This is a genomic window from Ruegeria sp. BF10, from assembly GCF_056538725.1.
In genome coordinates this window covers 145,774-170,671 of the sequence record NZ_JBQFTR010000001.1, presented here as the reverse complement: position 1 = coordinate 170,671, position 24,898 = coordinate 145,774, and the positions used below count along the sequence as shown (strand labels likewise).

At 57.6% G+C, this 24,898-nt stretch carries 26 protein-coding genes; 13 read left to right on the top strand and 13 right to left on the bottom strand.

Annotation, left to right across the window (positions count from 1 at the left end):
- Positions 1 to 33: 33 nt before the first annotated feature.
- From ACR0DJ_RS00935 to ACR0DJ_RS00890, 10 genes are all read left to right on the top strand, one after another.
- Entirely contained in the window at positions 34 to 597 is a 564-nt protein-coding gene (locus tag ACR0DJ_RS00935) for a NifU family protein (protein ID WP_480683583.1), read from the top strand.
- Entirely contained in the window at positions 587 to 1,177 is a 591-nt protein-coding gene (tsaB, locus tag ACR0DJ_RS00930) for a tRNA (adenosine(37)-N6)-threonylcarbamoyltransferase complex dimerization subunit type 1 TsaB (protein ID WP_480683582.1), read from the top strand. The genes ACR0DJ_RS00935 and tsaB overlap by 11 nt, the downstream gene beginning before the upstream one ends.
- Complete coding sequence (locus ACR0DJ_RS00925; RefSeq protein WP_480686217.1) at positions 1,174 to 1,608, top strand: GNAT family N-acetyltransferase; 435 nt, start codon at positions 1,174 to 1,176, stop codon at positions 1,606 to 1,608. Before tsaB ends, ACR0DJ_RS00925 begins: the two co-directional genes overlap by 4 nt.
- 139 nt (positions 1,609 to 1,747) lie before the next feature.
- The gene (locus ACR0DJ_RS00920; RefSeq protein WP_170346390.1) at positions 1,748 to 2,746 is read left to right on the top strand and encodes a BMP family lipoprotein; all 999 of its coding nucleotides are present in this window, start codon (positions 1,748 to 1,750) and stop codon (positions 2,744 to 2,746) included.
- A gap of 95 nt (positions 2,747 to 2,841) precedes the next feature.
- Positions 2,842 to 4,371: an ABC transporter ATP-binding protein gene (locus ACR0DJ_RS00915; RefSeq protein WP_170346389.1), complete on the top strand. Its 1,530-nt coding sequence runs from the start codon at positions 2,842 to 2,844 to the stop codon at positions 4,369 to 4,371.
- A gap of 1 nt (position 4,372) precedes the next feature.
- A complete protein-coding gene (locus tag ACR0DJ_RS00910; RefSeq protein ID WP_152456858.1) occupies positions 4,373 to 5,467 on the top strand; it encodes an ABC transporter permease in 1,095 nt (364 codons plus the stop codon).
- Positions 5,467 to 6,435, top strand: coding sequence for an ABC transporter permease (locus ACR0DJ_RS00905; RefSeq protein ID WP_170346388.1), 969 nt, complete (start codon positions 5,467 to 5,469; stop codon positions 6,433 to 6,435). Before ACR0DJ_RS00910 ends, ACR0DJ_RS00905 begins: the two co-directional genes overlap by 1 nt.
- A gap of 90 nt (positions 6,436 to 6,525) precedes the next feature.
- Entirely contained in the window at positions 6,526 to 7,449 is a 924-nt protein-coding gene (locus tag ACR0DJ_RS00900; protein ID WP_480683580.1) for a sulfite exporter TauE/SafE family protein, read from the top strand.
- A 91-nt stretch (positions 7,450 to 7,540) separates the two neighbouring features.
- A complete protein-coding gene (locus tag ACR0DJ_RS00895) occupies positions 7,541 to 8,461 on the top strand; it encodes a sulfite exporter TauE/SafE family protein (protein ID WP_480683579.1) in 921 nt (306 codons plus the stop codon).
- Between the two features lie 2 nt (positions 8,462 to 8,463).
- Entirely contained in the window at positions 8,464 to 9,231 is a 768-nt protein-coding gene (locus tag ACR0DJ_RS00890) for a TIGR02186 family protein (protein ID WP_425078929.1), read from the top strand.
- Between the two features lie 3 nt (positions 9,232 to 9,234).
- Here ACR0DJ_RS00890 and ACR0DJ_RS00885 read toward each other — a convergent pair whose 3' ends face one another.
- The 6 genes from ACR0DJ_RS00885 to ACR0DJ_RS00860 form a co-directional block, all read right to left on the bottom strand.
- A complete protein-coding gene (locus ACR0DJ_RS00885; protein ID WP_480683578.1) occupies positions 9,235 to 9,963 on the bottom strand; it encodes an SDR family oxidoreductase in 729 nt (242 codons plus the stop codon).
- Positions 9,960 to 11,492 carry an ATP-dependent DNA helicase gene (locus tag ACR0DJ_RS00880; protein ID WP_170346383.1) on the bottom strand — a complete coding sequence of 511 codons (1,533 nt, stop codon included), beginning with the start codon at positions 11,490 to 11,492 and terminating at the stop codon, positions 9,960 to 9,962. Before ACR0DJ_RS00880 ends, ACR0DJ_RS00885 begins: the two co-directional genes overlap by 4 nt.
- Positions 11,493 to 11,552: 60 nt before the next feature.
- A complete protein-coding gene (locus ACR0DJ_RS00875; RefSeq protein WP_170346382.1) occupies positions 11,553 to 12,191 on the bottom strand; it encodes an acyl-homoserine-lactone synthase in 639 nt (212 codons plus the stop codon).
- An 83-nt stretch (positions 12,192 to 12,274) separates the two neighbouring features.
- Positions 12,275 to 12,994: a helix-turn-helix transcriptional regulator gene (locus tag ACR0DJ_RS00870; protein WP_170346381.1), complete on the bottom strand. Its 720-nt coding sequence runs from the start codon at positions 12,992 to 12,994 to the stop codon at positions 12,275 to 12,277.
- 369 nt (positions 12,995 to 13,363) lie between these two features.
- Entirely contained in the window at positions 13,364 to 14,647 is a 1,284-nt protein-coding gene (gene ccrA / locus ACR0DJ_RS00865) for a crotonyl-CoA carboxylase/reductase (RefSeq protein WP_480683577.1), read from the bottom strand.
- A 136-nt stretch (positions 14,648 to 14,783) separates the two neighbouring features.
- On the bottom strand, positions 14,784 to 16,148 hold the full coding sequence (locus tag ACR0DJ_RS00860) for a 1-acyl-sn-glycerol-3-phosphate acyltransferase (protein WP_480683576.1): 1,365 nt from the start codon (positions 16,146 to 16,148) through the stop codon (positions 14,784 to 14,786).
- Between the two features lie 144 nt (positions 16,149 to 16,292).
- Here ACR0DJ_RS00860 and ACR0DJ_RS00855 point away from each other — a divergent pair, with 144 nt between their 5' ends.
- The 3 genes from ACR0DJ_RS00855 to deoD all read left to right on the top strand — a co-directional run bounded on the left by ACR0DJ_RS00855 (position 16,293) and on the right by deoD (position 19,430).
- Positions 16,293 to 18,260: a methylmalonyl-CoA mutase family protein gene (locus ACR0DJ_RS00855; protein ID WP_480683575.1), complete on the top strand. Its 1,968-nt coding sequence runs from the start codon at positions 16,293 to 16,295 to the stop codon at positions 18,258 to 18,260.
- A gap of 124 nt (positions 18,261 to 18,384) precedes the next feature.
- Complete coding sequence (locus ACR0DJ_RS00850) at positions 18,385 to 18,702, top strand: H-NS histone family protein (protein WP_170346377.1); 318 nt, start codon at positions 18,385 to 18,387, stop codon at positions 18,700 to 18,702.
- Positions 18,703 to 18,719: 17 nt separating this feature from the next.
- Positions 18,720 to 19,430 carry a purine-nucleoside phosphorylase gene (gene deoD / locus ACR0DJ_RS00845; RefSeq protein ID WP_170346376.1) on the top strand — a complete coding sequence of 237 codons (711 nt, stop codon included), beginning with the start codon at positions 18,720 to 18,722 and terminating at the stop codon, positions 19,428 to 19,430.
- Between the two features lie 36 nt (positions 19,431 to 19,466).
- Here the strand turns inward: deoD and ACR0DJ_RS00840 are convergent, their stop codons facing one another.
- The 7 genes from ACR0DJ_RS00840 to sdhA all read right to left on the bottom strand — a co-directional run bounded on the left by ACR0DJ_RS00840 (position 19,467) and on the right by sdhA (position 24,896).
- Positions 19,467 to 20,330, bottom strand: a complete 864-nt coding sequence (locus ACR0DJ_RS00840) for an urea carboxylase-associated family protein (protein WP_170346375.1) — start codon at positions 20,328 to 20,330, stop codon at positions 19,467 to 19,469.
- Between the two features lie 46 nt (positions 20,331 to 20,376).
- Positions 20,377 to 20,571, bottom strand: coding sequence for a hypothetical protein (locus tag ACR0DJ_RS00835; protein ID WP_170346374.1), 195 nt, complete (start codon positions 20,569 to 20,571; stop codon positions 20,377 to 20,379).
- A gap of 49 nt (positions 20,572 to 20,620) precedes the next feature.
- Positions 20,621 to 20,761, bottom strand: a complete 141-nt coding sequence (locus ACR0DJ_RS00830; RefSeq protein ID WP_170346373.1) for a hypothetical protein — start codon at positions 20,759 to 20,761, stop codon at positions 20,621 to 20,623.
- A 121-nt stretch (positions 20,762 to 20,882) separates the two neighbouring features.
- Positions 20,883 to 21,662 carry a succinate dehydrogenase iron-sulfur subunit gene (locus ACR0DJ_RS00825; protein WP_152456842.1) on the bottom strand — a complete coding sequence of 260 codons (780 nt, stop codon included), beginning with the start codon at positions 21,660 to 21,662 and terminating at the stop codon, positions 20,883 to 20,885.
- A gap of 31 nt (positions 21,663 to 21,693) precedes the next feature.
- Positions 21,694 to 22,335, bottom strand: a complete 642-nt coding sequence (locus ACR0DJ_RS00820) for a sulfotransferase (RefSeq protein ID WP_170346371.1) — start codon at positions 22,333 to 22,335, stop codon at positions 21,694 to 21,696.
- A gap of 132 nt (positions 22,336 to 22,467) precedes the next feature.
- A complete protein-coding gene (locus ACR0DJ_RS00815; RefSeq protein ID WP_480683574.1) occupies positions 22,468 to 23,067 on the bottom strand; it encodes a hypothetical protein in 600 nt (199 codons plus the stop codon).
- 23 nt (positions 23,068 to 23,090) lie between these two features.
- The gene (sdhA, locus tag ACR0DJ_RS00810; RefSeq protein WP_257599958.1) at positions 23,091 to 24,896 is read right to left on the bottom strand and encodes a succinate dehydrogenase flavoprotein subunit; all 1,806 of its coding nucleotides are present in this window, start codon (positions 24,894 to 24,896) and stop codon (positions 23,091 to 23,093) included.
- Positions 24,897 to 24,898: the final 2 nt, after the last annotated feature.

The following is a 24,898-nucleotide window of genomic DNA, read 5'->3' as shown; positions in this document are numbered from 1 at the left end:
GCATATCAGAAGCACATCAGACGGAGCGCCCTCATGTTCATCCAGACCGAATCCACCCCCAATCCGGCCACGTTGAAATTCCTGCCCGGCCAAACGGTGCTGGAAGCTGGAACAGCGGATTTCCCAACTGCGGAAGCGGGCGAAAAATCCCCGCTGGCCAAGCGCATATTTGCAGTCAACGGTGTGGCTGGCGTGTTCTTCGGCAATGATTTTGTCACCGTCACCAAAACGGAAGACGTACAGTGGGACCACATCAAACCGGCCATTCTTGGCGCGGTGATGGAACATTATCAATCCGGCCAGCCCGTTATGGGCGCAGATTCCGCCGGGGCCACGGGCCATGCCGAGCACTCTGGTGAGGACGCTGATATCGTCAACCAGATCAAGGATTTGCTGGACAGCCGTGTGCGCCCTGCTGTGGCTCAGGACGGGGGTGACATCACGTTCCACGGATTTGATCGCGGCGTGGTCTATCTGCACATGCAGGGGGCCTGCGCAGGTTGCCCGTCTTCGACATTGACCCTGAAGATGGGTATCGAAAACCTTCTGCGCCATTACATTCCGGAAGTGACCGAGGTTCGCCCTGTTGCCGTCTAACCCTACGATTCTGGCGTTTGACACATCGGCCGCGCATTGCGCGGCCGCTTTATTGCGCGATGGCAAGATCGTGACGTCCCATGCCGAAGCGATGTCACGCGGACAGGCCGAACGATTGATTCCGCTGTTGGAAGACGTTCTGGCTGAAGCCGGATGTGACTGGGCTGGTCTGGACGCAATCGGCGTTGGGATAGGGCCCGGCAACTTCACCGGCATTCGCATTTCGGTCTCAGCCGCGCGGGGTCTTGCACTTGGGCTCGAAATCCCTGCGGTCGGGGTATCCGGCTTCGATTCCCTGCATGAATTGGCGAAAGAAGGGCAGATACCGGCGATCCCCGCCCCGCGCGACCAGGTTTATGTGAAAATGCCCGGTGCCGATCCGTGTCTCTTGCCCCGGGCCCAAGCGGAACTTGGCGGGCCGTTGTTTTCCTGCTCTGACCCTGCCTTGCTGGCACAATCCATCGCCCTTCTGGCCGCGCGGCGCTGGGATCGTACCAGTTTGCCGCCGGCACCTTTGTACGTCAGGCCTGCCGACGCGGCTCCGTCCCGTGATACACCCCCTGTGCTGCTGAACGAATGACACCGCACGAGATGGCATCGACTCATGCCGCTGCGTTTTCGCAATCGCGCGGCTGGACAGAAGATGAATTCGCCGACCTTCTCGAAAACCGCTTTACTCATGTGGTCGGAGATTCCCGGTGTTTTGCCTTGTTTCAGGTGATAGCGGGCGAAGCCGAGTTGCTGACAATTGCGACCCACCCTTCGTTTCAACGGCAGGGCCTGGCACTTCGACTCATGCAGGAATGGCATGATCAGGCAATCGTTTTGCAGGCAACGCGTGCCTTTCTGGATGTCGCGGCCGACAACATTGCGGCCATTTCCCTGTACAATCGATGCGGATATCGGCAGTGCGGGCTGCGCAAGGCGTACTATGCGCGCGAAACGGGCCAAAAAACTGATGCACTTGTAATGGAATGCTGCCTGCCCCAACGGCAATCGCCCGTTTCTTAGACCATTTGGTCAGAATTCAGTTGACCATGGTGGTTGCAAACCCCCTTAATACCCGCCATCACAACAGTTATGCTCGCTAAAAGTGGGTGAACGGGGCTAATCTGACCCTGTGCCAACAAAATAAAATTGGGAGACTGAAATGACCCTGATGAAATCCTTGATGGGTGCTGCCGCTGCGGTCGCAATGTCAGCCGGAGCGGTTCTGGCCGAGCCGGCGGTGATCTTTGACCTGGGCGGCAAGTTCGACAAGTCCTTCAACGAGGCCGCCTATAACGGCGCGCAGCGCTGGGCGAATGAAACCGGCGGCAAGTATCTGGAAATCGAAATTCAGGCAGAACCGCAGCGCGAACAGGCCCTGCGCCGTTTTGCGGAATCCGGTGCAAATCCGATCATTACCATGGGGTTCGGAATCGCTGACGCCCTGGCCGCTGTTGCAAGTGATTACCCCGACACCAAATTCGTCGCGGTTGACGTGACTTGGCTGGACGCTCCAAACATCCGCCAGATCGGCTTTGCCGAGCACGAAGGTTCTTACCTGGTCGGCATGATGGCCGCCATGGCGTCGAAAACCGGCACCGTTGGTTTCATCGGAGGCATGGACATCCCGTTGATTCGCCACTTCGGCTGCGGCTATGCCCAGGGTGCGAAGGCCGTGAACCCGGACATCAATGTTGTCGCCAACATGACTGGTACGACTCCTGCCGCCTGGAACGATCCTGTAAAAGGTTCGGAGTTGACGAAAGCACAGATCAGCCAGGGTGCTGATGTGATTTACGCCGCGGCCGGCGGAACCGGCGTTGGCGTTCTGCAAACTGCGGCTGACGAAGGCATCCTGTCGATTGGTGTGGACAGCAACCAGAACCACCTGCACCCAGGCAAGGTGCTGACTTCGATGCTGAAGCGTGTGGACGTTGCTGTTTATGAAGCGATGAAAGCAGGCGAAAACGTCGAAACCGGCGTTTTCATCATGGGTCTGGCCGAAGATGGGGTCGGCGTTGCCATGGATGAAAACAACAAAGAGCTTGTTTCGGTTCGCATGAGCGACGCTGTCGACGAAGCCCGCAAGGCGATCATCAACGGCGACATCGAAGTTGTAAGCTATTACGAGAACGACAGCTGCCCGGCACTGCAGTTCTGATAACGTGCGGGGCGGGAGAGTGCCTTCCGCCTCGCCACCCACTTGGCCATCCGAGCGGACAGCCGGATGGCTTTCTCGGCAGTTGAGGGCAAGACATGACCGTCCCAGCCATTGAGCTCAAAGGGATATCCAAGGCCTTTGGGCCAGTTCAGGCCAACAAAGACATCTCGATCAGCGTTGCACCCGGTACGATCCATGGGATCATCGGTGAAAACGGCGCAGGCAAATCCACGTTGATGAGCATTCTCTTCGGCTTTTACAAAGCCGACAAAGGTGAGATCTGGATCAATGGGACCAAGACCGACATCCCGGACAGCCAGGCGGCCATCGCCTCGGGCATCGGGATGGTGTTCCAGCATTTCAAGCTGGTGGAAAATTTCACCGTTCTGGAAAACATTGTACTGGGCGCCGAGGATGGCGGGCTGCTGGCGCCATCACTGGCAAAAGCCCGCAAAGAGCTGAAAGAGCTCGAGGAAGAGTACGAACTGTTCGTCGATCCCGACAAGCGTATCGACGAGATCGGCGTGGGGATGCAGCAGCGGGTCGAGATCCTGAAGGCGCTGTACCGCAAGGCCGAAATTCTGATTCTGGACGAACCGACCGGCGTGTTGACCCCTGCCGAGGCCGATCAGCTGTTCCGCATCCTCGACCGGCTGCGGTCCGAGGGCAAGACGGTCATCGTGATCACCCACAAACTGCGCGAAATCATGGAAAACACCGACACGGTATCGGTTATGCGGCGCGGGCAAATGACGGCGACTGTCAAAACATCCGAGACCAGTCCCGAGGAGCTGGCCGAACTGATGGTCGGCCGCAAGGTTCTGCTACAGGTCGACAAGGTGCCCGCGACGCCCGGCAAACCCATCCTCGAGATCGAAAATCTCAGCGTTTTTGATTCGGCTGGCGTTGAACGGGTCAAAAATATCGACCTGACCGTGCGCGCAGGTGAGATCGTCGGCATCGCCGGCGTGGCCGGCAATGGTCAATCCGAACTGCTGGAAGTTCTTGGCGGAATGCGTCCCGGACAGGGCACGATCAAGCTGAACGGCGAACCGCTGGCACTGAGTGGGGCCGGATCAGATGGTCAGGCCCGCCGCGCGCAACATATCGCCCACGTGCCCGAAGACCGGCAGCGCGAAGGCCTGATCATGGACTTCCACGCCTGGGAAAACGTGGCCTTCGGATATCACCGCGACCCGGCCTACAAACGCGGTATCTTCATGGACAACGCGGCGTTGCGCGCCGATACCGAAGCCAAGATCCAGAAATTCGACGTCCGCCCGCCCAATCCCTGGTTGGCAGCCAAGAGTTTCTCGGGCGGCAACCAGCAGAAAATCGTTGTCGCGCGCGAGATTGAACGCAACCCTGACCTGCTGCTGGTCGGGCAACCCACGCGGGGCGTGGACATCGGCGCCATCGAGTTCATTCACAAACAGATTGTTGCGCTGCGTGATCAGGGCAAGGCAATCCTGCTGGTATCGGTCGAGCTGGAAGAAATCTTCTCGCTCTCGGACCGGATCGCGGTGATGTTTGACGGACATATCATGGGAGAACGCCTGCCCCATGAGACAGATGAAAAAGAACTGGGCCTGCTGATGGCCGGTGTTGCGGGAGAGGCCGCGTAACATGGAAAAAATGCCTAAATGGGCCGATGTCATTCTGATCCCGCTGATCAGTCTGATACTGGCCGCAATCCTTTCGGCGCTGGTCATCCTCGCCATCGGCGAAAACCCTGTCGAAGCCGTCAAACTGATGGTCACCGGTGCGCTGGGATCGACCTATGGCTGGGGCTATACGCTCTATTACGCGACAAACTTCATGTTTACCGGTCTTGCGGTGGCCGTCGCCTTCCATGCCCGTATGTTCAACATCGGGGGCGAAGGCCAGGCGATGCTGGGCGGGCTGGGCGTGGCCATGGTCTGTCTGTATGTCGACTGGCCGCATTGGAGCATTGCCTTGCTTGCCGCCTGCGCGGCATCGATGCTGTTCGGCGCGCTCTGGGCGGCCATTCCGGCCTATCTGCAAGCAAAACGCGGCAGCCATATCGTGATCACCACGATCATGTTCAACTTCATCGCCGCTGCTTTCCTGAACTACATGCTGGTCAATGTCATGCGCCCCCAAGGGTCGCAGGACCCGGCCACCGCGCGGTTCTCTGAAAGCGTGCATCTGCCCTCTTTCCAAGAAATGTTCTCGACCGCAGAGAACGTTGTTTTCCGAGGCGCCCCGGCGAACATCACCTTCTTCATCGCGTTGCTTGCCTGCGTCGTAGTCTGGGCACTGATCTGGCGCACGCGTCTGGGTTATGAAATCCGGGCTTATGGCCATTCCGAGACCGGCGCTGTCTATGCCGGTATTTCACCTGTGCGCATCACGATTGTTGCGATGCTGATTTCCGGCGGGCTGGCGGGGCTGATGGCCATCAACAATGTCATGGGCGAAGCCGAGCGACTTGTTATGAACTCGACTGAGGGCGCGGGTTTCATTGGCATCGCCGTGGCTCTGATGGGGCGTTCACATCCGTTCGGTGTGTTTCTGGCCGCGCTCTTGTTCGGGTTTCTGTACCAGGGGGGCGCCGAGCTGGCGCTGTGGGCTTCGATCCCGCGGGAACTGATCGTGGTCATTCAGGCCCTGGTCATCCTGTTCACCGGCGCATTGGACAACATGGTGCGAATGCCGCTTGAAAAACTGTTCCTGGGTATGCGGAAGAGGGCTGAGTGATGGAAATCTTTGTTACCCTCATTCAGGTTCTGGATTCGACCATTCGCCTGTCTACGCCGCTGCTGCTTGCCTGTCTGGCCGGTCTGTTTTCAGAACGGGCCGGGATCTTTGACATCGGCCTCGAAGGCAAGATGTTGATGGCAGCGTTCTTTTCGGCTGCCATCGCTGCTGTTACTGGGTCGGTTTGGCTGGGCTTGCTGGCTGGTATTGCGTCCTCGTTGTTGCTGTCGGGTCTGCATGGGCTGGCATCTATCACCTTCCGGGGCAACCAACTGATATCGGGTGTGGCCATCAACTTTCTGGCCTCGGGGCTGACTGTTCTGGTCGCCCAAAGCTGGTTTCAGCAGGGTGGGCGGACACCATCGCTGTTTGGCGGCGGGCGGTTCGAACCGATCAACTTCCCATTCGCCGAGTCCCTCAGCGGTGTGCCGATTATCGGCCCCATCTATTCCGAACTGCTCTCGGGCCACTCGATCCTGGTTTATGTCGCGTTCCTGATGGTTCCGGCCACCTGGTGGATTCTGTATCGCACCCGGTTCGGTCTGCGCCTGCGGGCGGTGGGTGAGAACCCTGCCGCAGTGGACACTGCCGGTGTTTCAGTGATTGGCCTGCGGTTCGCCGCTGTCGCCATCTGCGGTGTGCTGTGCGGTATTGCAGGCGCCTATCTGGCCACGGCCTTGCAGGCAGGGTTTGTCAAGGAAATGACCGCCGGTCGTGGCTTTATCGCCTTGGCCGCGCTGATCTTTGCCAAGTGGCGCCCGTGGCATGCCATGTGGGCCTGCTTGCTGTTCGGTCTGCTGCAAGCGATCGCGCTGCGGTTCCAAAATATCGACCTGGGTGGCGTCGTGATTCCCGTGCAGGTGATGGACGCCCTGCCCTATATCCTGACGGTGGTGATTCTTGCCGGGTTCGTCGGCAAAGCCATTCCACCGCGGGCGGGCGGAGAACCCTACGTCAAAGAGCGCTGATAAGGCCAGTTCCGAACTGAGTTTCAGTCCTGTTCGCTGCGGAGCGGCATGCAGAGTTGATTTTGCATGCCGCAACCGTTCTAAGAGGGTATGCACGTATACCTTCCCATAGCAGAAGTTTCCGTCAGCCCATTCCTGCTATTGGGGATCGGCGGGGCCGTCGGCATTTTGTCCGGTATGTTCGGGGTCGGAGGCGGGTTTTTGATCACCCCGTTGCTGTTCATTATCGGAATACCTCCTGCGGTTGCTGTGGCAACATCCGCCAATCAGGTTGTTGCCTCGTCCATTTCGGGTTTGTTGGCTCATCTCAGACGCAAGACCGTGGACCTGAAAATGGGAAGCGTTCTGCTGGCCGGAGGGTTGTTCGGTGCGGCCCTTGGGATGGTGGTTTTCAATTTCCTCAAGCATCTCGGGCAGGTCGATCTGGCGGTACAGCTTTGCTATGTGGCGTTTTTGGGGGCTATCGGAACCCTGATGTTCATCGAAAGCCTGGCAGCCATCCGAAAGGCCAGACAGTCAGGCAATGAACCTGCCCCCAAGCGACGCCAGCGAACCTGGATTCATGCCCTGCCGTTCAAGAAACGGTTCCCGGCATCTGGACTTTACATCTCGGTCATACCTCCGGCGCTGGTCGGATTCGGCGTTGGTGTTCTGTCGGCAATCATGGGAGTCGGCGGCGGGTTCATCATGGTGCCCGCGATGATCTATGTTCTTGGTATCCCGACAAAGGTGGTCATCGGGACATCCCTGTTCCAGATCATCTTCGTCGCCGGGTTCACAACGATGATACATGCCTCAACCAACTGCAGTGTCGACATTGTCCTCGCCCTGTTCTTGTTGCTGGGCGGTGTTTTGGGTGCGCAATTGGGAACGCAGATTGGTGCACGTCTGAAAGCCGAACAGTTGCGTATCCTTTTGGCGCTTCTAGTCATGGGTGTCGCCGGAAAGATCGGGTTTGACCTTTTTTTACCGCTAGAAGAGATCTTTTCTTTGGCGGAACCCGGGGGGATTTGATGTTGTTTGACCCACGGCACATGACAATTACCACACTTGAATTCTCAACCTATAACAGGCAAGCCACGACCATACGCAAAGTAACAGTACCATGCACATTTACCTTCCCATCGCCGAAGTCTCAGTAAACGCCTTCCTCTTGTTGGGGTTGGGCGGCATGGTCGGCATCCTGTCCGGCATGTTCGGTGTCGGTGGCGGATTTTTGATGACCCCGCTGCTGTTTTTCATCGGTATTCCGCCGGCGGTGGCCGTTGCAACCGAAGCCAATCAGATCGTCGCATCATCCTTTTCCGGAGTTCTGGCACATTTCCGACGAAAGACCGTGGACCTCAAGATGGGAACGGTATTGCTGGTTGGCGGGCTTGTCGGGGCCGCTTTGGGCGTGGTTGTCTTCAACTATCTCAAAAGCCTGGGTCAGGTCGATCTGCTGGTGACACTCTGTTACGTTGTTTTTCTTGGCGTCATCGGCAGCCTGATGTTTGTCGAAAGCCTGAGGGCCCTGCGTAAAGCCAAGAAGGGCGGCGCGGCCCCTGCCAAGCGCCGGCAGCGGGGCTGGGTCCATGCCATGCCCTTCAAAATGCGTTTCCGCACCTCGGGCCTGTATATCTCGGTCATTCCACCGGCCTTGGTCGGTCTGTGCGTTGGGGTTCTGTCCGCGATCATGGGTGTTGGCGGCGGCTTCATCATGGTTCCTGCCATGATCTATCTGCTGGGTATGCCGACCAAGGTCGTTGTCGGCACGTCGCTGTTCCAGATCATCTTTGTGACAGCCTTCACCACGATGCTGCACGCCACCACCAACTATACGGTTGATGTTGTTCTGGCGGTCTTGTTGCTGGTCGGCGGCGTCATTGGCGCCCAGATCGGAACCGTGATCGGAGCCCGGATGCCGGCGGAACAATTGCGCGTGCTGCTTGCCGCTTTGGTACTGGCCGTATGTGGCAAGCTGGCACTTGATCTGCTTCTTGAACCTGCCGAGCTCTACTCGCTTGGCAGCGGTGGAGGGCACTGAGGATGCTGCGTTCGCTTATTGCCGCCCTGTGCTTGTTCTGCATGCCCGCTTTGGCGGCGGAAGAGCAGGTTGTCCTTGGTCTCAGCCAGGACCGGGTTGCCATCACCGCTACATTCGACGGATCGGAGCTTCTGATTTTTGGGGCCATCAAGCGGGAAACCCCAATCCCTTCCGGCCCACCGGTTGAAGTCATCGTCGCGGTTGCGGGTCCGTCCGAACCTGTCACCGTGCGACGCAAGGAACGCAAGCTTGGGATCTGGGTGAACACCGACAGTGTTCTTGTCGACCTTGCACCCAGCTTTTATGCTGTTGCGACCAGCGGGCCCTTCGACGACATCCTGTCCGACACCGAAGACCTGCGTTACCGGATTTCGATCGAACGCGCGATCCGCTCGGTCGGTGCCGCGATGCACATCCGGGGCGCACAGGATTTTGCAGATGCCGTGATAAGGATTCGAGAAAACGAACACCTGTATTCCATCCGCGAAAATACCGTGGCAGTGGATGAACAGACCTTGTTCCGCACCTCGATCGATATGCCCGCCGACCTGACCGAAGGCGATTATGCCGCCCGGATATTCCTGACCCGTGGCGGAGAGGTCGTCTCGCAATATGAAGCGATCATTGATGTCCGGAAAGTCGGCCTGGAGCGTTTTTTGTACAATATGTCCCGCCAGCAACCCGTCTGGTACGGCCTGATGTCGCTGGTCATAGCGATTGCGGCAGGCTGGGGCGCCTCGACAGCCTTCCGGCTGTTGCGTGAAAAATAACGGTCAACCTCGGCCGATATAGGGCATGGTCGTGGCCATGACGGTCATGAACTGCACGTTGGCCTCGGGCGGCAGGCTTGCCATATGCAGGACGGAACGCGCGGCGTCTTCCACGGCCATCGTCGGGTCCGGTGTCTCGCCAGCGGCATGCGCCGCGTCCACAAGGCCTTGCACCATCTGCGTGCGCGCGTTTCCGATATCGATCTGCCCGCAGGCGATTCCAAAGCGACGCCCATCCAGCGAAAGGCTGCGCGTCAGCCCTGTAATGGCGTGCTTCGTGGCCGAATAGTGCACCGAATTCGGGCGCGGAACATGCGCCGCTATCGAGCCGTTGTTTATGATCCGGCCGCCCTGCGGGTTTTGGTGGCGCATGATCCTGAAGGCTTCTCGCGCACAGAGGAACATGCCGTTCAGGTTCACGTTGACGCTTTGGTACCAATCGTCCAGAGCGATCTCGTCGATCGTACCGCCCGGCGCAAAGATCCCGGCGTTGTTGAACAGAACATCCAGCCGCCCCGTGTGGTCTGTAAAAGACCGGAAAGCCCGTTCAACCGCATCCGGGTCGGTCACATCCGTAGGCAGGACAATGGCCGCCTGATGTTCTTTTGCCAGGGCTTCCAGCTTTTCCTTGCTGCGTGCCAACAGCCCGACCGTCCACCCTTCGGACAAGAACAGCTGGGCTGTCGCCCGACCAATACCTGAACTGGCACCCGTCACGATGATGGATTTCATGTCTCTTCCGCCTCCAATGTCAGCGAAGCCGCCGGAATCGCCCTCAAGTCATCCACACGCAGGGGGTGCGTGGGCTTTGACAGGCGATTGCGCACCACCCAGATCAAACGCTCTTGCGCCCGCGTGATCGCGACATATGCCAAACGTTTCCACAATGGCTGTCCGGCCTCGGTCCGGCCCATGCGAGCGGCGGCATAGAGATCCGGAGCGAACACCTGAACCGTATCCCATTGTGACCCTTGCGCCTTGTGGATCGTAACGGCCGCCCCGTGCAAAAAGGTCGCCCCCATGCGGGCAGCGAAGGGAATAAAAGGCTCTTCCTCGTCAGGTTTTTCGATCTGAACGATCGAGGCGGCACTGACCTGAGGGTCTTCGGCCCCCATCACGTGAAGACGCGAGAAACCCGGCTTTCGTCCCGGCCCCAGATATACCACCTGAGCTCCTTTGATCAGCCCGCGCGCCTCTAGATCCAGCCGCTTCTTGCGATGTTTCAGGGGCAACTCGATCCCATCACAAATGAGCGGTTCACCTTCCAGCAATTCCGTATCCGGCGCACCGTGAACTTGCCTGAAAGCCTGTATCAAACGAATGCGCGTGGCGTTGCGCCAGACAAGAACCGGGCTTCGGGCCATAAGATCGACCTCAACCCGCTGGCCCCAGACAACCCGGTCATCCCGACGAGCGGATTCTTCGATCAGTCGCTCGAAATCCTCGAAGCCCATTGCCGGATCGGCCAGCGCATGCGCAAGATCCAGAATTGGATTGTCCGCATCCTGGCGGTGCACCCGCTGGAGTGTCAGCTTCCTGGGCTCGGGCAATGCCTCGAAAACCATGCTGCCGGACTGATTTACCGGTGCCAGCTGAGCCGGGTCGCCGAACAACAGAAGGGTCGGGAAAATCTCTTTGAGATCATCGAACTGACGGTCATCCAGCATCGACGCCTCATCGACAAACCCGATATCCAGTGGTTCGTCACGGCGCTTCCACCCTGTGATGAAATCCGACCCTCGCAAACCGGCGGCGGCCAGCGCCCCGGGGATCGATTTGTTGTTTTGATAGAAAGCAGCCGCGCGATCCAAGGCTTCATCCGTCAAACCTTCGATATCGGGGCGTTCGTCATTGCCGGCCAGCCATTCCGCAATACGCTCGTATTCCGGATCATAAACCGGCGTGTACAGTATTCGGTGAATCGTGGTCGCAGGCACGCCGCGCAATCGCAGAACGCTTGCAGCCTTGTTCGTCGGGGCCAGTATGGCAAGGCTGCGCTTGTCTTTCGATTTACGGCTTTCATAATCGCCGGACACAATCTGAACACCCGTCTCTGCCAGTGCCTTGTACAGCTCGGCCAACAGCAGCGTTTTGCCCGAGCCGGCTTTGCCGATCACGGCCATCACACCGGATTTTCCTGCGCCCGGCAGTTTCAGAAGGGCATCATCTTCCAGATCAACACCTGCTGCCCGCAGCATTTCGGCGATGCTGTCATACGCGGCGGCCTGATCATCTGAGAACGTTACATTCGGCAAGGACATGGCGCGACCCTACAGGGCCGCGCCAGCCATCACCAGATGTGGATTTGCGTTTTCCGACACTTAGGCGGACAGGGCGAACCGGTGCTGTTTCTTCGGGCCGAATGCGGCCTTGAACCACATCCGAGACAGGTCGCGCGGGATGCCCGCACGCGCGGCCACCCGGTTGCAGTCGTCCGCGGAATAGGGCCACAAACCGACTGAAATCTGATCGCGTCCGCTGCCCTGGGTTCCCAGAACCTCGGGCGATGACCCGATCAGGCGATAGATTCTGATCATTCTGGCATCGAATACGCCGGCGATATGCGTCAGGCCGAAACCTTCCATCATTTCGCCTCCGCTCAGCATGATGGCGCCGGCAGTATGCGGGCTGGCTGTTCGCGACAGGCAGAACCGGGTCACCTCCCAGATCAGGGGGCTGCAAATCGGCTTACCGCCGTTGAGATGACCAAAAACCTCATTGATCATCACCCGGCCGGTCGTAGGCAATACACGCATCGACCCTCCGTGGCTGCCATCCGGCTCTTCCCAGATGACGTAAAGCGGATTGAGATCATCGTATTCGTCCCGCTCTTCCCCTTTCTCGTTGACGTGGACATCCCACCCCAACCGGGTCTTGAACTGATCCGCGCGATCCTTGAACATCCCCTCTGCCAGAGTCGGAAATCTGTGTAACTCATCGGCATATAGATAACGCAACATGACTTGTTCCCCTTGTCGTCCTGTGCAGGAACGAAGGGAGTACAGAGTCGTGGTTAATTTTGCGTGTGGAGGCCGTTCACCCCTTAAACCACTATTAATCCCCGGCTGAGTGCCGTGGCAATTGCGTGGGTTGTGTTATGTGCGCCCAGCTTTGAGCGCGCGCTTTCAATGTAAACGCGCAACGTATGCTCGGAAATCGTCAGAGAATGGGCCACTTGGGCGCGGCTGTATCCCAACGCCAAAAGTGTGATCGCGTCGATTTCCCTTGGCGACAAGCTGCGCGGGCAGTCCGGCTGCCTGTCTTTTTCAAACTCCAGCGCCTTGCGATTGATGTAATGCGCAACAAGAATCAAATCACGCCCGTAAGTCGAGATAAAGTTCTTCCAGGTTTGATCATCACAACTGTGGTTGACCGTGAACAGGGCGAACTGACCATTTGGACCCCGAATTGGGATGGAATACCCCTGATTGCCAACGCCATGGCTTTGCGCATCCAGAAGGAAGGCTTTTGCCACCTTGCCGGACCAATCCAGAGACTTCCAGTCAACCGGGTGAAACCGCTGGAAACACCCCAAGATCACAGGGTCGATACGGTGATAGTTTTTTTCCCTGTAGCGCTCATCCCAAGCGTCTGAATAGGTGGTGTAGCCGTATTGATCTCCGGCACCGTCAACCCAGTGATACGTCAGGTGCTCGACCTTCAACGCGTCCCGCAAACGCTCCGCTACGGCGCTGAGTTCTTCAAGCGTGTTGGTGTTTTCCAAATCCTGAAGGATTTGACCCAAATCGACCTTCGTTGCCATCCGCGGGCGCCCGTACCTCGTTCTTCAAGGACGCAATCTCGGCAGCCGCGATCAGTCTTGTGTCATCAAGCTGCTCTGCAAGCGCGCTCAAACCATTCGCAACGGCGAAAGCATTGAGGTCCGACAATACGTCCAATATCCACTCATTTTGCGCCATCAGGGTCTCTCTGAAACAGTTAACGAAGGGTTAACACAACCATAACATGTATGATCTTTTTCAGCCTATTCGCCGGTTTCTACTCCCCAAAAATAGCGATGGGCAAAAATGCAAACATTTGAAAGATCGTCAGAGGCCTGAAAAACACAAAACACCCGCGAACCAACAAGGTGATTCGCGGGTGTTTTTTTGTCTACAACCCTGGCGGGTTATCAACCTGCGTCCAGGACTTCCTCGAGGGTACGCAGACCAGTACGCGGCGCCTGAACAAGAACGGACATATTGCCCGGCTTGTGCTCGTTCCGCAGCATTTTCATGTGTGCTTCAGGCAGGTCATTCCAGGTGAACACTTCGGACATGCAGGGATCCAGACGACGCTCGACCATCAGTTTGTTCGCGGCTGCCGCCTGCTTCAGATGAGCAAAGTGCGAGCCCTGCAAACGCTTTTGGTGCATCCACATGTAGCGCACATCGAATGTACAGTTGAAACCCGATGTTCCAGCGCAAATCACGACCATACCGCCTTTTTTCACAACGAAGGTCGACACGGGGAAAGTGCTTTCACCCGGGTGTTCGAACACCATGTCAACATTGTTGCCTTTGCCGGTTATGTCCCAGATCGCCTTGCCGAATTTGCGGGCCTCTTTGAACCATTCGGCATATTCCGGTGTGTTGACCGTGGGCAATTGTCCCCAGCAGTTGAAATCACGACGGTTCAGAACACCTTTGGCGCCCAGACCCATAACGAAATCACGCTTGCTTTCGTCTGAAATCACACCGATCGCATTTGCGCCGGCGGTATTGATCAATTGGATCGCATAGGAACCCAGGCCCCCGGATGCACCCCAGACCAGGACGTTCTGACCCGGTTTCAGATCGTGTGGCTCGTGGCCAAACAGCATCCGGTATGCGGTTGCCAGCGTCAGGGTGTAGCACGCCGCTTCTTCCCATGTCAGATGCTTGGGGCGCGGCATAAGCTGCTGAGCCTGCACGCGCGTGAACTGGCTGAACGAGCCATCCGGCGTTTCATAACCCCAGATCCGCTGGCTGGGCGAATACATCGGATCGCCGCCGTTGCATTCCTCGTCATCGCCGTCGTCCTGGTTGCAGTGGATCACAACCTCGTCGCCAACTTTCCAGCGCTTTACCTTGTCGCCAACGGCCCAAACGATGCCCGACGCATCCGAACCCGCGATGTGGTAGGGTGCTTTGTGGCCATCAAACGGGCTGATCGGCTGCCCCAGAGCGGCCCAGACGCCGTTGTAGTTGACCCCGGCAGCCATAACCAGAACCAGCACTTCGTTGCTGTCCAACGTCGGAACATCCACAACTTCCTGCAGCATGGCCGTGTTCGGCTCGCCATGACGTTCTTTGCGGATGGCCCAGGCATACATCTGCTTTGGGACATATCCCATGGGTGGGATTTCACCCATTTCATACAGATCTTTTTCAGGTGCCTCGTACGACGCGATACCACTTTCGGTGTCCAAAGCCATGCCGGCCTCCTCTTTTCAGTACCTTTGCCGCGACGCAGAATCGCGCGCTTCACAGACTGGAATATTGGGCGTCGAGTAATATTGCAACCGTTTTTGGCATCATATTGTAATTTTATGACCCAGCGCTTGCAGAAAGTTATTTTGCGGATGCAGAAACTCCGATGCCTGAATCCGCCGGGACGGATGCGGCGTAATAGTCCAGAAGATCGCCGCGCTGACCTGATACGGACAGCATGTTCCCCTGTCGGTTCAGAATCCGGCGTTCAACCAGTTGATCCAAAGCATTTGATATGGCCTGCGAATTGTCCTTGGTCTGCGGGTCATCGCGCTCCATCATCTGTTGAATTCGTGACAGAGCGTCTTCTTCGGACATCGGGCCGTTGTCGCGTACCAGCAAACAGGCCGCTGGTGCCGGCACAAGCGGAATAGCATGCTGGATTCGCTGCATCAGCACCCGGGCCAAATCCGTCATCACGTCGTCGCTGCCTTCAGCCCGGAAGTCCTTCAGAGAGATCGGCCTGCCGTACCGGACGGACGCCAGACCGAACCGCTTGTATCGGCCGATCAAACGACGCCAAAGCTGTTTCAATATCCAACGCGTGATGACACCGATCCGCGCGCGAAACCGCCGCTCAGTGCCAAGTGCCGCGCGGGTCAGGATGGTGTCTTCCAACACACGGTCGTAATTCAGTGCCACCGGAACAAACACCACATCGCGCCCCTGTGGCGACGTTCCATCCATAATATATTTGAGCAGTCCAAGCTTGGGGCGCGCAATGGCCCCGGTCAGGCTCAGCCCGCCTTCTGGAAACATGGCTTGAGTTACGCCGGCTTCGGTTGCGTGACGCACATAGGTAGACAGAACCTGGCGATAGAGTTCGCTGCCGGACTTGCGCCGGATAAAGTAAGCCCCCATCGCCCGGATCAATCGGCTGAGCGGCCAGACCCGGGCCCACTCTCCGACAGCATAGGACAGCGCAGAATGTCGGGCTGCAAGATACGTGACCAATACGTAATCCATGTTGCTCCGGTGGTTCATGACAAAGACAACCGTTGCTTCAGGGTCGATATTCCTGACGGATTCTTCGTCCTGGTAGCTAAGCCGCACCTCGTAGAATGTGTTGCTCAGCAGCCGGGCCAGTCGAATCGCAAAGCTGAAATAGGCGAAGGCCGAAAAGGACGGCACGATCTCACGGGCATAGCGGCGCGCCTGCTCCGAGGCGACAGCCTCGGGCACACCGGTTTCGCGGGCATGTTGCTGAACCGCCTGACCGACCTGCGGATCATAAATCAAGCGCTGAATCATGTCGTGTCGACGCGCCAGCTTGAAAGGCTGGATCGGGCGCTGAAGGCGCTGGTTCAGGCGTGCCACCGCGCGTTCCAGCCTCCGGCGGAAAAACCAGCGGACAGATGGGAACAGGAAATGCGATGCGAAAGTGACCATGGCAAAGACCACGATCAGCACGAAAAGCCAAAGCGGAAGTTCCACGGTTTGCGTCATGGCCGCACATTGCCACCAATCACACTGACCCACAATCTGAACAATTGCGGCATGCCGCAACGCAGCGAATTGACATGTCCCGAAAATTGCGCTTTAGAACCTCAAGACGAAATTTTATTGCCCACTGAAATGCGAGGCCCCGCTATGACGCAGACGCAGAAAGATCGCCCCTGGCTCATCCGAACCTATGCCGGTCATTCCACGGCCAAAGCCTCGAACGCGCTCTATCGGGGGAATCTTGCGAAAGGCCAAACCGGTCTGTCCGTGGCCTTCGATCTGCCGACACAAACAGGCTATGACAGCGACCACACATTGGCGCGCGGTGAAGTCGGCAAGGTGGGTGTGCCGGTCTGTCATCTGGGTGACATGCGGGTTCTGTTCGACCAGATCCCCCTGGAACAGATGAACACCTCGATGACGATCAACGCCACTGCACCATGGCTTTTGGCGCTTTACACCGCCGTCGCGGAAGAGCAAGGCGCGGATGTATCCAAACTACAGGGCACCGTTCAAAACGACCTGATCAAGGAATACCTGAGCCGCGGCACTTATGTTTGCCCGCCCAAGCCGTCGCTCAAGATGATCGCGGACGTGGCCGAGTATTGCTATACCAATGTTCCGAAATGGAACCCGATGAACGTGTGCTCGTATCACCTGCAAGAGGCGGGTGCGACGCCAGAGCAGGAACTGGCCTATGCCTTGGCCACTGCCATCGCCGTGCTGGACGAATTGCGCCCACGTGTACCTGCCGAAGATTTCCCGGCGCTCTGCGGCCGGATTTCCTTTTTCGTGAATGCTGGCATCCGCTTTGTCACCGAAATGTGCAAGATGCGCGCCTTCGTGGATCTTTGGGATGAGATCCTGCAACAACGCTATGGCGTTGAAAATCCGAAATTCCGTCGATTCCGGTATGGCGTGCAGGTGAACTCTCTGGGTCTGACCGAGCAGCAGCCCGAGAACAACGTCTATCGCATCCTGATCGAGATGCTGGCCGTAACCCTGTCGAAGAATGCACGCGCCCGTGCAGTGCAGTTGCCCGCCTGGAACGAGGCGCTGGGTCTGCCGCGTCCGTGGGACCAGCAGTGGTCGATGCGGATGCAGCAGATTCTGGCCTACGAGACCGATCTGCTGGAATATGATGACCTGTTCGATGGCAACCCCGCTGTCGATGCCAAGGTCAATGAGCTGAAAGAAGGCGCACGGGCCGAACTGGCTAACCTGGATTCGATGGGCGGCGCAGTCGCTTCGATCGAATACATGAAATCCCGACTTGTGGATTCCAACGCTGAACGCCTGAACCGGATCGAGCGCAATGAAACCGTCGTCGTCGGCGTGAACAAATGGATCGAAGGCGAGGCATCCCCCCTGCAAACCGAAGACGGTGGCATCATGGTTGTTGATCCTGCCGTGGAGCAAGAACAGATCGACCGCCTGAATACGTGGCGCGCAGAACGGGACGAAGCGGCCGTAACAGCCGCCCTGGCGGCGCTGCGCGAAGCGGCACAGACCGGGGCAAACATCATGGAACCGTCCATTGCCGCCGCAAAGGCCGGCGCGACGACGGGCGAATGGGCCGAAGAGATGCGTCAAGTCTACGGAACCTATCGCGGCCCAACCGGTGTTTCGGGGTCTGTTTCGAACAAGACCGAAGGGTTGAACGACCTGCGTGCCGCCGTTGATGCCGTCAGCGACAAGCTGGGCCGGCGTCTGAAGTTCCTTGTAGGCAAACCCGGGCTGGACGGCCATTCCAACGGCGCCGAACAGATTGCCTTCCGTGCCCGCGATTGCGGTATGGACATCAGCTATGAGGGCATTCGCCTGACACCCGAAGAAATCGTTGCGGCCGCCCGCGAAGATGACGCGCATGTCATTGGACTGTCGATCCTGTCCGGCAGCCACCTGCCACTGGTCAAAGACGTCATGGAACGTCTGCGGCAGGCGGGGTTGTCTCATATCCCAGTCGTGGTGGGCGGCATTATTCCGGACGAAGATGCCGAAAAACTGAAATCCATGGGTGTGGCCAAGGTCTACACCCCGAAAAACTTCGAACTCAATTCGATAATGGGCGATATTGTTACTCTGGCGGATCCTCGGAATCTCGCAGCAGAGTAATCAAGGTTTAAGGCACTTTTTCTCCTGTTTCCGTCCCTGAAATATTCGGGATGGAATAAGCTGGTATTTGGAATTACGGTGCGCGCTCATGTGCACCGTAATTATTATCTGATGGAGAAGAATGATGGGGATCAATCTTGAGCAAATGTCACGCAAAGACCTTTTGGCTTTGCGCAATGACGTTGAAAAAGCTTTGATCAGGGCAGAAAAACGCGAACGTCAGGAAGCTTTGAAAGCCGCAGAAAAGGCTGCGGCAGAATTCGGCTTTTCTTTGTCTGAACTGTCCGGAGAAGCGCCGCGCAGCGTTAAGCCAACAAAAACAAAGGCTAAATACCGCAACCCGGAAAACCCCGATCAAACCTGGACCGGTCGCGGCCGCAAACCTCAATGGGTGCATGACGCGCTGACCGCAGGCGTGGATATTTCTGATCTGGAAATCTAATCTGAGCGATTCTGAAAATGACAATTCATATTGGCGCCGAAAAAGGCGAAATAGCTGAAACCGTTCTTTTGCCCGGTGATCCCTACCGGGCGAAATGGGCAGCCGAGACGTTTTTGGACGATGTCAAACAGGTCAATAACGTTCGCGGAATGTTTGGCTTTACCGGAAACTGGAAGGGAAATCCCGTAACAATTCAGGGAAGCGGCATGGGAATGCCGTCTCTTTCCATTTATGTAAATGAGTTGATCCGCGATTACGGTGCGAAAACCCTGATCCGCATCGGATCCTGCGGGGGGATGCAGGACAGCGTCAAAATTCGTGACGTTATTCTGGCCATGACATCAACCACGTTGAGCACACCGTCGCGCGGCATCATGAAAGAGCTCAACTTTGCGCCCTGCGCCGATTGGGGGCTGCTGCAAGCTGCCGCCACAGCGGCCGCGGCCAAGGGAACGCCGACCCATGTTGGTGGAATTTACTCGTCAGATGTCTTTTATGACGAGCGCCCTGATCTCAACGAACAGATGGTGCGTCACGGCATTCTGGGCGTCGAAATGGAAGCGGCCGAACTCTATATTTTGGCGGCGCGCCACAAATGCCGCGCCTTGGCCGTTCTGACTGTTTCCGATCACCTGTTGACCGGAGAGGCTCTGCCATCCTCAGAACGTGAAAGCAGCTTTGGCGATATGGTCGAGATCGCGCTTCAGGCCGCATTCCCGAACAGCTGACAAAGCGCAGGTACCGAATATTGGTGCCTGCCGATCCTAACGCCCGTGCGAGCGATCATAACCATTGCTCGCGGGGCTGTCCCACCCCTCCAAATCGCCTCTAGCCGGAGCAAAAACCTCGACCAGCAAGGGGTAACACGCAGCTGTGTCCGAGGAATGCTCGGACGAACAATCCCCGCCCGGGCAGGCGCTGAGATTGCCCAGCAGATCAATCTCGGCAAAGAACTCCAGAAAATCTCCGGGACGTACGGGTGAGGCTTTCATGAAGTATTGACCCGTGTCGCGGGTGAAACCGGTACACATGAAAACGTTCAGTACGTCGTGTACCGCTGGTTCGGCTTCAGTCAGCGGAATATTGAGGTGATCCGCAAGCGCGCGGGTCAGGTTGGAATGGCAGCAATGGTGGTATTGCGTGCCGGACAAAAGGTTGCCCGTATACGGATCGCATCGCGTGCCGATGACGTCATGAACCGACCCCCCATAGGGATCGATTCCGTACCACTCAAGCGTATCCTCAATAATCGTGGCCATCGGGCGCAGATGCGGGAAACTGGACCACATCCGCTCTCCGGTGGTCAGATGCGTGCCATGCAGCGCCCGGGTTTTTCCGGAATAGAAGCGTTCCGACAAGTCGTTTCGGTTCCACAGGTTCAGATCGCCAACCTGCGGCCCCTCGACGGAAGTGATGCGAAAGAAATGGCCGGCAGGCACTTCGAAACAACGCGCATCACGTGGCGGCACCAGCACTTCGCCCGTTTTGCTTGCGCGTTCGCGAAGGGACCTCATCCAGCGCACATCCGGTCGCGGCAATGCCTCGTTCGGGTAACAGATGACAGGGGCAACCGCGCGTCGGGCTTCGGCATCTTCGGGAGGGTGGACAGTGTTTTCTGAAACGGTCATGCCGGGCAGAGTGGCGCATTATTCAGCCCGCGAAAAGCACTATCTTTCAGGGATCACGCGCCCGCAAACACCGCAATGGTTGGTCCAGCGCAGTGATTTCGGCACCGCAGAAGCTGCACCGCCAGATGCCGTGGCTCTTGTCCTGCCGCCACCTGCAATCACGTGTCAGCCCGGAATGGCGCGAGCGCCAGAGGAAATAGGCAAACACGCCGGTCGCCAGAAGAAGCAGAAGAACAGGCATCCCTCTGCTTTGCCGATAAACCGTCGGTTTTCAAGTCTTGCCGCCCGTATCAGGCAGCGTTTGCGTATTCGAAAAGCTCTGGTTCCTTGTCAGCCTTTGCAGGTTCTGGCGTGTAATAGGCCCATGCCTGTTCAAGCAGGTCCAGCGCTTCTTGGGCGTCGGTTTTCCGTTTGGATGTTTCTTTGCTCATTGGAGTGATCCTGACTAAAACTCATCACTCCTCCCTGCCCAAAAAATAAGGCAATGCAGCCGGGGCTGCATCGCCTAATTTTGCAAGATGGACATGCGAAAACCGCAAATCGCGCCCGTGGTTAGACTGCGCGCTCGACCATCATCTTCTTGATCTCGGCAATCGCCTTGGCCGGGTTCAGACCTTTCGGACAGGTCTTGGCACAGTTCATGATTGTGTGACAGCGGTAGAGCTTGAACGGATCTTCCAGCTCATCCAGACGTTCACCCGTCGCCTCATCCCGGCTGTCGATGATCCAGCGATAGGCATGCAGCAAGGCCGCGGGGCCAAGATAGCGGTCGCCGTTCCACCAGTAGCTGGGGCATGAGGTCGAGCAACTGGCGCACATCACGCATTCATAAAGACCGTCCAGTTTCTTGCGGTCTTCGATGGACTGTTTCCATTCCTTCGCGGGGCGATTGGTCTTGGTTTCCAGCCACGGCATGATCGAGGCGTGCTGGGCATAGAAGTGGGTCAGATCAGGGATCAGGTCCTTGACCACCGGCATATGCGGCAGCGGGTAGATTTTCACGTCACCCTTGATCTCATCCATACCATAGATACAGGCCAGCGTGTTGATCCCATCGATATTCATCGCGCAGGATCCACAGATGCCTTCGCGGCAAGACCGGCGGAACGTCAAGGTCGGATCAATCTCGTTCTTGATCTTGATCAGCGCGTCCAGAACCATCGGACCGCACGTATCCATATCAACGAAATACGTATCGACACGCGGGTTCTGCCCGTCATCGGGGTTCCAACGATAGATCTGGAACTTGCGCACGTTCGTGGCGCCGTCCGGCTTTGGCCAGGTCTTGCCGGTGGTAATCCGGGAATTCTTGGGCAGGGTCAGTTGAACCATGTCAATTCTCCATTCAGCACAAGGCCGCCTTTCAGCCTGTCCGGGCGCGTTCAGACGCCCCTCGGTTATAATGCCCCCAATGGGCGATGTTCACGTCGAAATCCGGAGAAAGCCAATCCGCAAGGTTTTGCGGGTCGTCCCGGTCGATATCAAAACGCAGAAAGCGCGGGTTGTCGTCAAAGAAAGCTTCGACCTCGGAATGGTGCACGTCATACATATGCGCCCAGCCCCGCTTCACCTGGTCGGCCGTCTGTCCATTGGCCTTGCAGCATCGCTCAAGGTACCTACCGCCGGAATGGTTGGCACGTGATGCGATCCAGTCATCGCGATTGCGCGTGTTCAGCAAGAAATAGGCGTCCGGGTAAGCCGCGTGCAGCTCTCGAAAGAACCGCGCGCCGTCCAGCATGAAGCGCGAATTGACGAAGGCGATATCAGTGAAGGCCCGGACTGTACCAAACCCATCCAGCGGTCTGCGCCCCATGGCAATATTGGTTACCATGCGATGTGCAAGGTTTAGACCCTGGTCATCTTCCCAATGCACCGAAGGAATCCCGCTGTTCTGAAACAGCATGTGAAACGAGGTCGTCGCACATCGGTTCAAGCCGATCAGGATGATCTTGGGATCACTTTGCCCGGATTGGAGTTTCTCGACCGTCATTGCAAGCACCAGCATAGCGTACGCCGCGATGCGCCTGTGATTTCATCATGGCTTGCGCTTTTTTGAACGCCCCACCGGTATTTGACAGGATCAAAAGCGGCTTGTTTGGCTTCCCGGGTCGATATGGTGCTTGCGCCAGTCACTCGTTCATCTCCGCTCGAACACTTTGAACGCGGCGAAGCTGTTCTTTGAGGCATGGGCATGCCCTTTGACGGCAAACGGGTTCTCTTCTTCACAATAGAGCTGCCAGCCGGGCATGAAGTCTTCTATCCAGGCGGAATACGGGCGATGACGCACATGCTGGTTGGAAGGGTTCAGGTCAAAATCCGACGAATAGATAACGACAAAACGCTGTGCCAACCCGAAGAGCCGCCGCATGTAGTTGTCGAAAACGCTGTCCTCGGTCAGATGATAAATGACATCCAACGAAAGAGAAACGTCATGCGGCTCAACCTCGGAATCGGCGTTTTTGAACACCCAATTGGGGCGGGATCGAAAAACTTCGTTGCAGCGCCGAACGCAGAGGTCCGAGACATCCAAACCGGTATATTTCGGGATATCAAACAATTGCGCCTGATTTCCGTCGCCCGATCCCAATTCTACAACCGAGTCCACGCCTTCCATCTCGACCATCGTGTTGATGAAATTCGCTTTGTAGACAGCAAGACGCCCGTAAGACCCCGCACCCGAGGTCTTGCCGTGCTCATATCGGCGTTGCCAATAATCGGTCGAAGAAAACTCTGCCATCTCGCCCTGTTCCTGACCAGCCCTTAGAACGTCCGCGCTTTGGGCGCGATTTTCTGCAAGCTGATACCGCCTTGTTCTTCGGTCGTCAGTGGATCAACGATGACCGGACGGTAGCTGAGCTCAACCTTGTTGCCCTCAACCCGGCTGACCGTATGAACGCGCCAGTTTTTGTCATCGCGCTCGCTGAAATCCTCATGCGCGTGGGCCCCACGGGATTCCTTGCGAGCCTCGGCACCGACGATGGTGGCAAGCGCGTTTGGCATCAGGTTGGTCAGTTCAAGGGTTTCCATCAGATCGCTGTTCCAGACCAACGAACGGTCTGTGACCTTCAGGTCGTCCATCTTTGCGGCAATCGCTGTCATCTTCTCGACGCCTTCGGCCATGGTCTTGGCGGTTCGGAACACGGCCGCATCCGCCTGCATGGTCTTTTGCATCTCAAGCCGCAGTTCGGCGGTTGGGATTGAGCCGCTGGCGTTGCGCACCGCATCAAAACGGTCAAACGCCTTGTCGACCGACGCCTGGTTCAGAACCGGGTTGGCGGATTCGGCGTCGACTACCTTGCCGGCCCGGATCGCTGCCGCCCGGCCAAAGACCACGAGGTCAATCAGCGAGTTCGACCCCAGTCGGTTCGCACCGTGGACCGAGGCACAGCCGGCTTCGCCAACGGCCATCAAACCGGGAACGACCGCAGTCGGATCGTCGGCAGTTGGGTTCAGAACCTCACCCCAATAGTTCGTGGGGATACCGCCCATGTTGTAATGCACTGTCGGCAGTACCGGGATCGGTTCCTTGGTGACATCCACACCCGCGAAAATCTTTGCGCTTTCCGAGATGCCGGGCAGGCGTTCCGCCAGAGCCTCGGCAGGCAAGTGGCTGAGGTTCAGGTGAATGTGATCTCCTTCGGCCCCTACTCCACGTCCCTCGCGGATTTCCATGGTCATCGAGCGCGAAACGTAGTCGCGCGGCGCGAGGTCCTTGTACTGGGGCGCATAGCGCTCCATGAACCGTTCGCCTTCCGAGTTGGTCAGGTAACCGCCCTCGCCGCGCGCACCTTCGGTGATCAGGCAGCCTGACCCGTAGATACCGGTGGGGTGGAACTGAACGAATTCCATATCCTGCAAGGCCAGCCCAGCACGTGCCACCATGCCGCCGCCATCGCCGGTGCAGGTATGGGCCGAGGTGGCGCTGAAATAGGCGCGGCCATAGCCGCCGGTCGCCAGAACCACCATCTTGGCGTTGAAGACATGCATGGTGCCGTCGTCCAGCTTCCAGCAGACGACCCCCTGACACTGGCCGTCCTCGGACATGATCAGGTCGATGGCGAAATATTCGATATAGAACTCGGCGTTGTTCTTGAGAGACTGCCCGTACAGCGTATGCAAAATCGCGTGGCCGGTCCGGTCGGCGGCTGCACAGGTGCGCTGTACCGCAGGACCTTCTCCGAATTCAGTGGTGTGCCCACCGAAGGGGCGCTGGTAAATCTTGCCCTCTTCCGTCCGGCTGAACGGCACGCCATAATGCTCCAGCTCGTAGACTGCCTTGGGTGCCTCCCGCGCGAGATACTCCATCGCGTCGGTATCGCCCAACCAGTCCGAGCCCTTGACGGTGTCGTACATGTGCCACTGCCAATGGTCGGGGCCCATGTTTGACAGCGATGCGGCAATGCCACCCTGCGCGGCCACGGTGTGGGAACGGGTTGGGAAAACCTTGGTCACGCAGGCCGTACGCAGGCCTTGTTCCGCCATACCCAATGTCGCCCGCAGACCGGCCCCACCGGCGCCGACAACGACCACGTCATATTCATGCGTTTCGTATTCGTATGCAGCCATTT

Coding starts and splice junctions, on each gene's coding strand:
- ACR0DJ_RS00935 (WP_480683583.1), top strand. CDS start 34: ATGTTCATCCAGACCGAATCCACCCCCAATCCGGCCACGTTGAAATTC.
- ACR0DJ_RS00925 (WP_480686217.1), top strand. CDS start 1,174: ATGACACCGCACGAGATGGCATCGACTCATGCCGCTGCGTTTTCGCAA.
- ACR0DJ_RS00920 (WP_170346390.1), top strand. CDS start 1,748: ATGACCCTGATGAAATCCTTGATGGGTGCTGCCGCTGCGGTCGCAATG.
- ACR0DJ_RS00915 (WP_170346389.1), top strand. CDS start 2,842: ATGACCGTCCCAGCCATTGAGCTCAAAGGGATATCCAAGGCCTTTGGG.
- ACR0DJ_RS00910 (WP_152456858.1), top strand. CDS start 4,373: ATGGAAAAAATGCCTAAATGGGCCGATGTCATTCTGATCCCGCTGATC.
- ACR0DJ_RS00905 (WP_170346388.1), top strand. CDS start 5,467: ATGGAAATCTTTGTTACCCTCATTCAGGTTCTGGATTCGACCATTCGC.
- ACR0DJ_RS00900 (WP_480683580.1), top strand. CDS start 6,526: ATGCACGTATACCTTCCCATAGCAGAAGTTTCCGTCAGCCCATTCCTG.
- ACR0DJ_RS00895 (WP_480683579.1), top strand. CDS start 7,541: ATGCACATTTACCTTCCCATCGCCGAAGTCTCAGTAAACGCCTTCCTC.
- ACR0DJ_RS00890 (WP_425078929.1), top strand. CDS start 8,464: ATGCTGCGTTCGCTTATTGCCGCCCTGTGCTTGTTCTGCATGCCCGCT.
- ACR0DJ_RS00885 (WP_480683578.1), bottom strand. CDS start 9,963: ATGAAATCCATCATCGTGACGGGTGCCAGTTCAGGTATTGGTCGGGCG.
- ACR0DJ_RS00880 (WP_170346383.1), bottom strand. CDS start 11,492: ATGTCCTTGCCGAATGTAACGTTCTCAGATGATCAGGCCGCCGCGTAT.
- ACR0DJ_RS00875 (WP_170346382.1), bottom strand. CDS start 12,191: ATGTTGCGTTATCTATATGCCGATGAGTTACACAGATTTCCGACTCTG.
- ACR0DJ_RS00870 (WP_170346381.1), bottom strand. CDS start 12,994: ATGGCAACGAAGGTCGATTTGGGTCAAATCCTTCAGGATTTGGAAAAC.
- ccrA (WP_480683577.1), bottom strand. CDS start 14,647: ATGGCTTTGGACACCGAAAGTGGTATCGCGTCGTACGAGGCACCTGAA.
- ACR0DJ_RS00860 (WP_480683576.1), bottom strand. CDS start 16,148: ATGACGCAAACCGTGGAACTTCCGCTTTGGCTTTTCGTGCTGATCGTG.
- ACR0DJ_RS00855 (WP_480683575.1), top strand. CDS start 16,293: ATGACGCAGACGCAGAAAGATCGCCCCTGGCTCATCCGAACCTATGCC.
- ACR0DJ_RS00850 (WP_170346377.1), top strand. CDS start 18,385: ATGGGGATCAATCTTGAGCAAATGTCACGCAAAGACCTTTTGGCTTTG.
- deoD (WP_170346376.1), top strand. CDS start 18,720: ATGACAATTCATATTGGCGCCGAAAAAGGCGAAATAGCTGAAACCGTT.
- ACR0DJ_RS00840 (WP_170346375.1), bottom strand. CDS start 20,330: ATGACCGTTTCAGAAAACACTGTCCACCCTCCCGAAGATGCCGAAGCC.
- ACR0DJ_RS00835 (WP_170346374.1), bottom strand. CDS start 20,571: ATGCCTGTTCTTCTGCTTCTTCTGGCGACCGGCGTGTTTGCCTATTTC.
- ACR0DJ_RS00830 (WP_170346373.1), bottom strand. CDS start 20,761: ATGAGCAAAGAAACATCCAAACGGAAAACCGACGCCCAAGAAGCGCTG.
- ACR0DJ_RS00825 (WP_152456842.1), bottom strand. CDS start 21,662: ATGGTTCAACTGACCCTGCCCAAGAATTCCCGGATTACCACCGGCAAG.
- ACR0DJ_RS00820 (WP_170346371.1), bottom strand. CDS start 22,335: ATGCTGGTGCTTGCAATGACGGTCGAGAAACTCCAATCCGGGCAAAGT.
- ACR0DJ_RS00815 (WP_480683574.1), bottom strand. CDS start 23,067: ATGGCAGAGTTTTCTTCGACCGATTATTGGCAACGCCGATATGAGCAC.
- sdhA (WP_257599958.1), bottom strand. CDS start 24,896: ATGGCTGCATACGAATACGAAACGCATGAATATGACGTGGTCGTTGTC.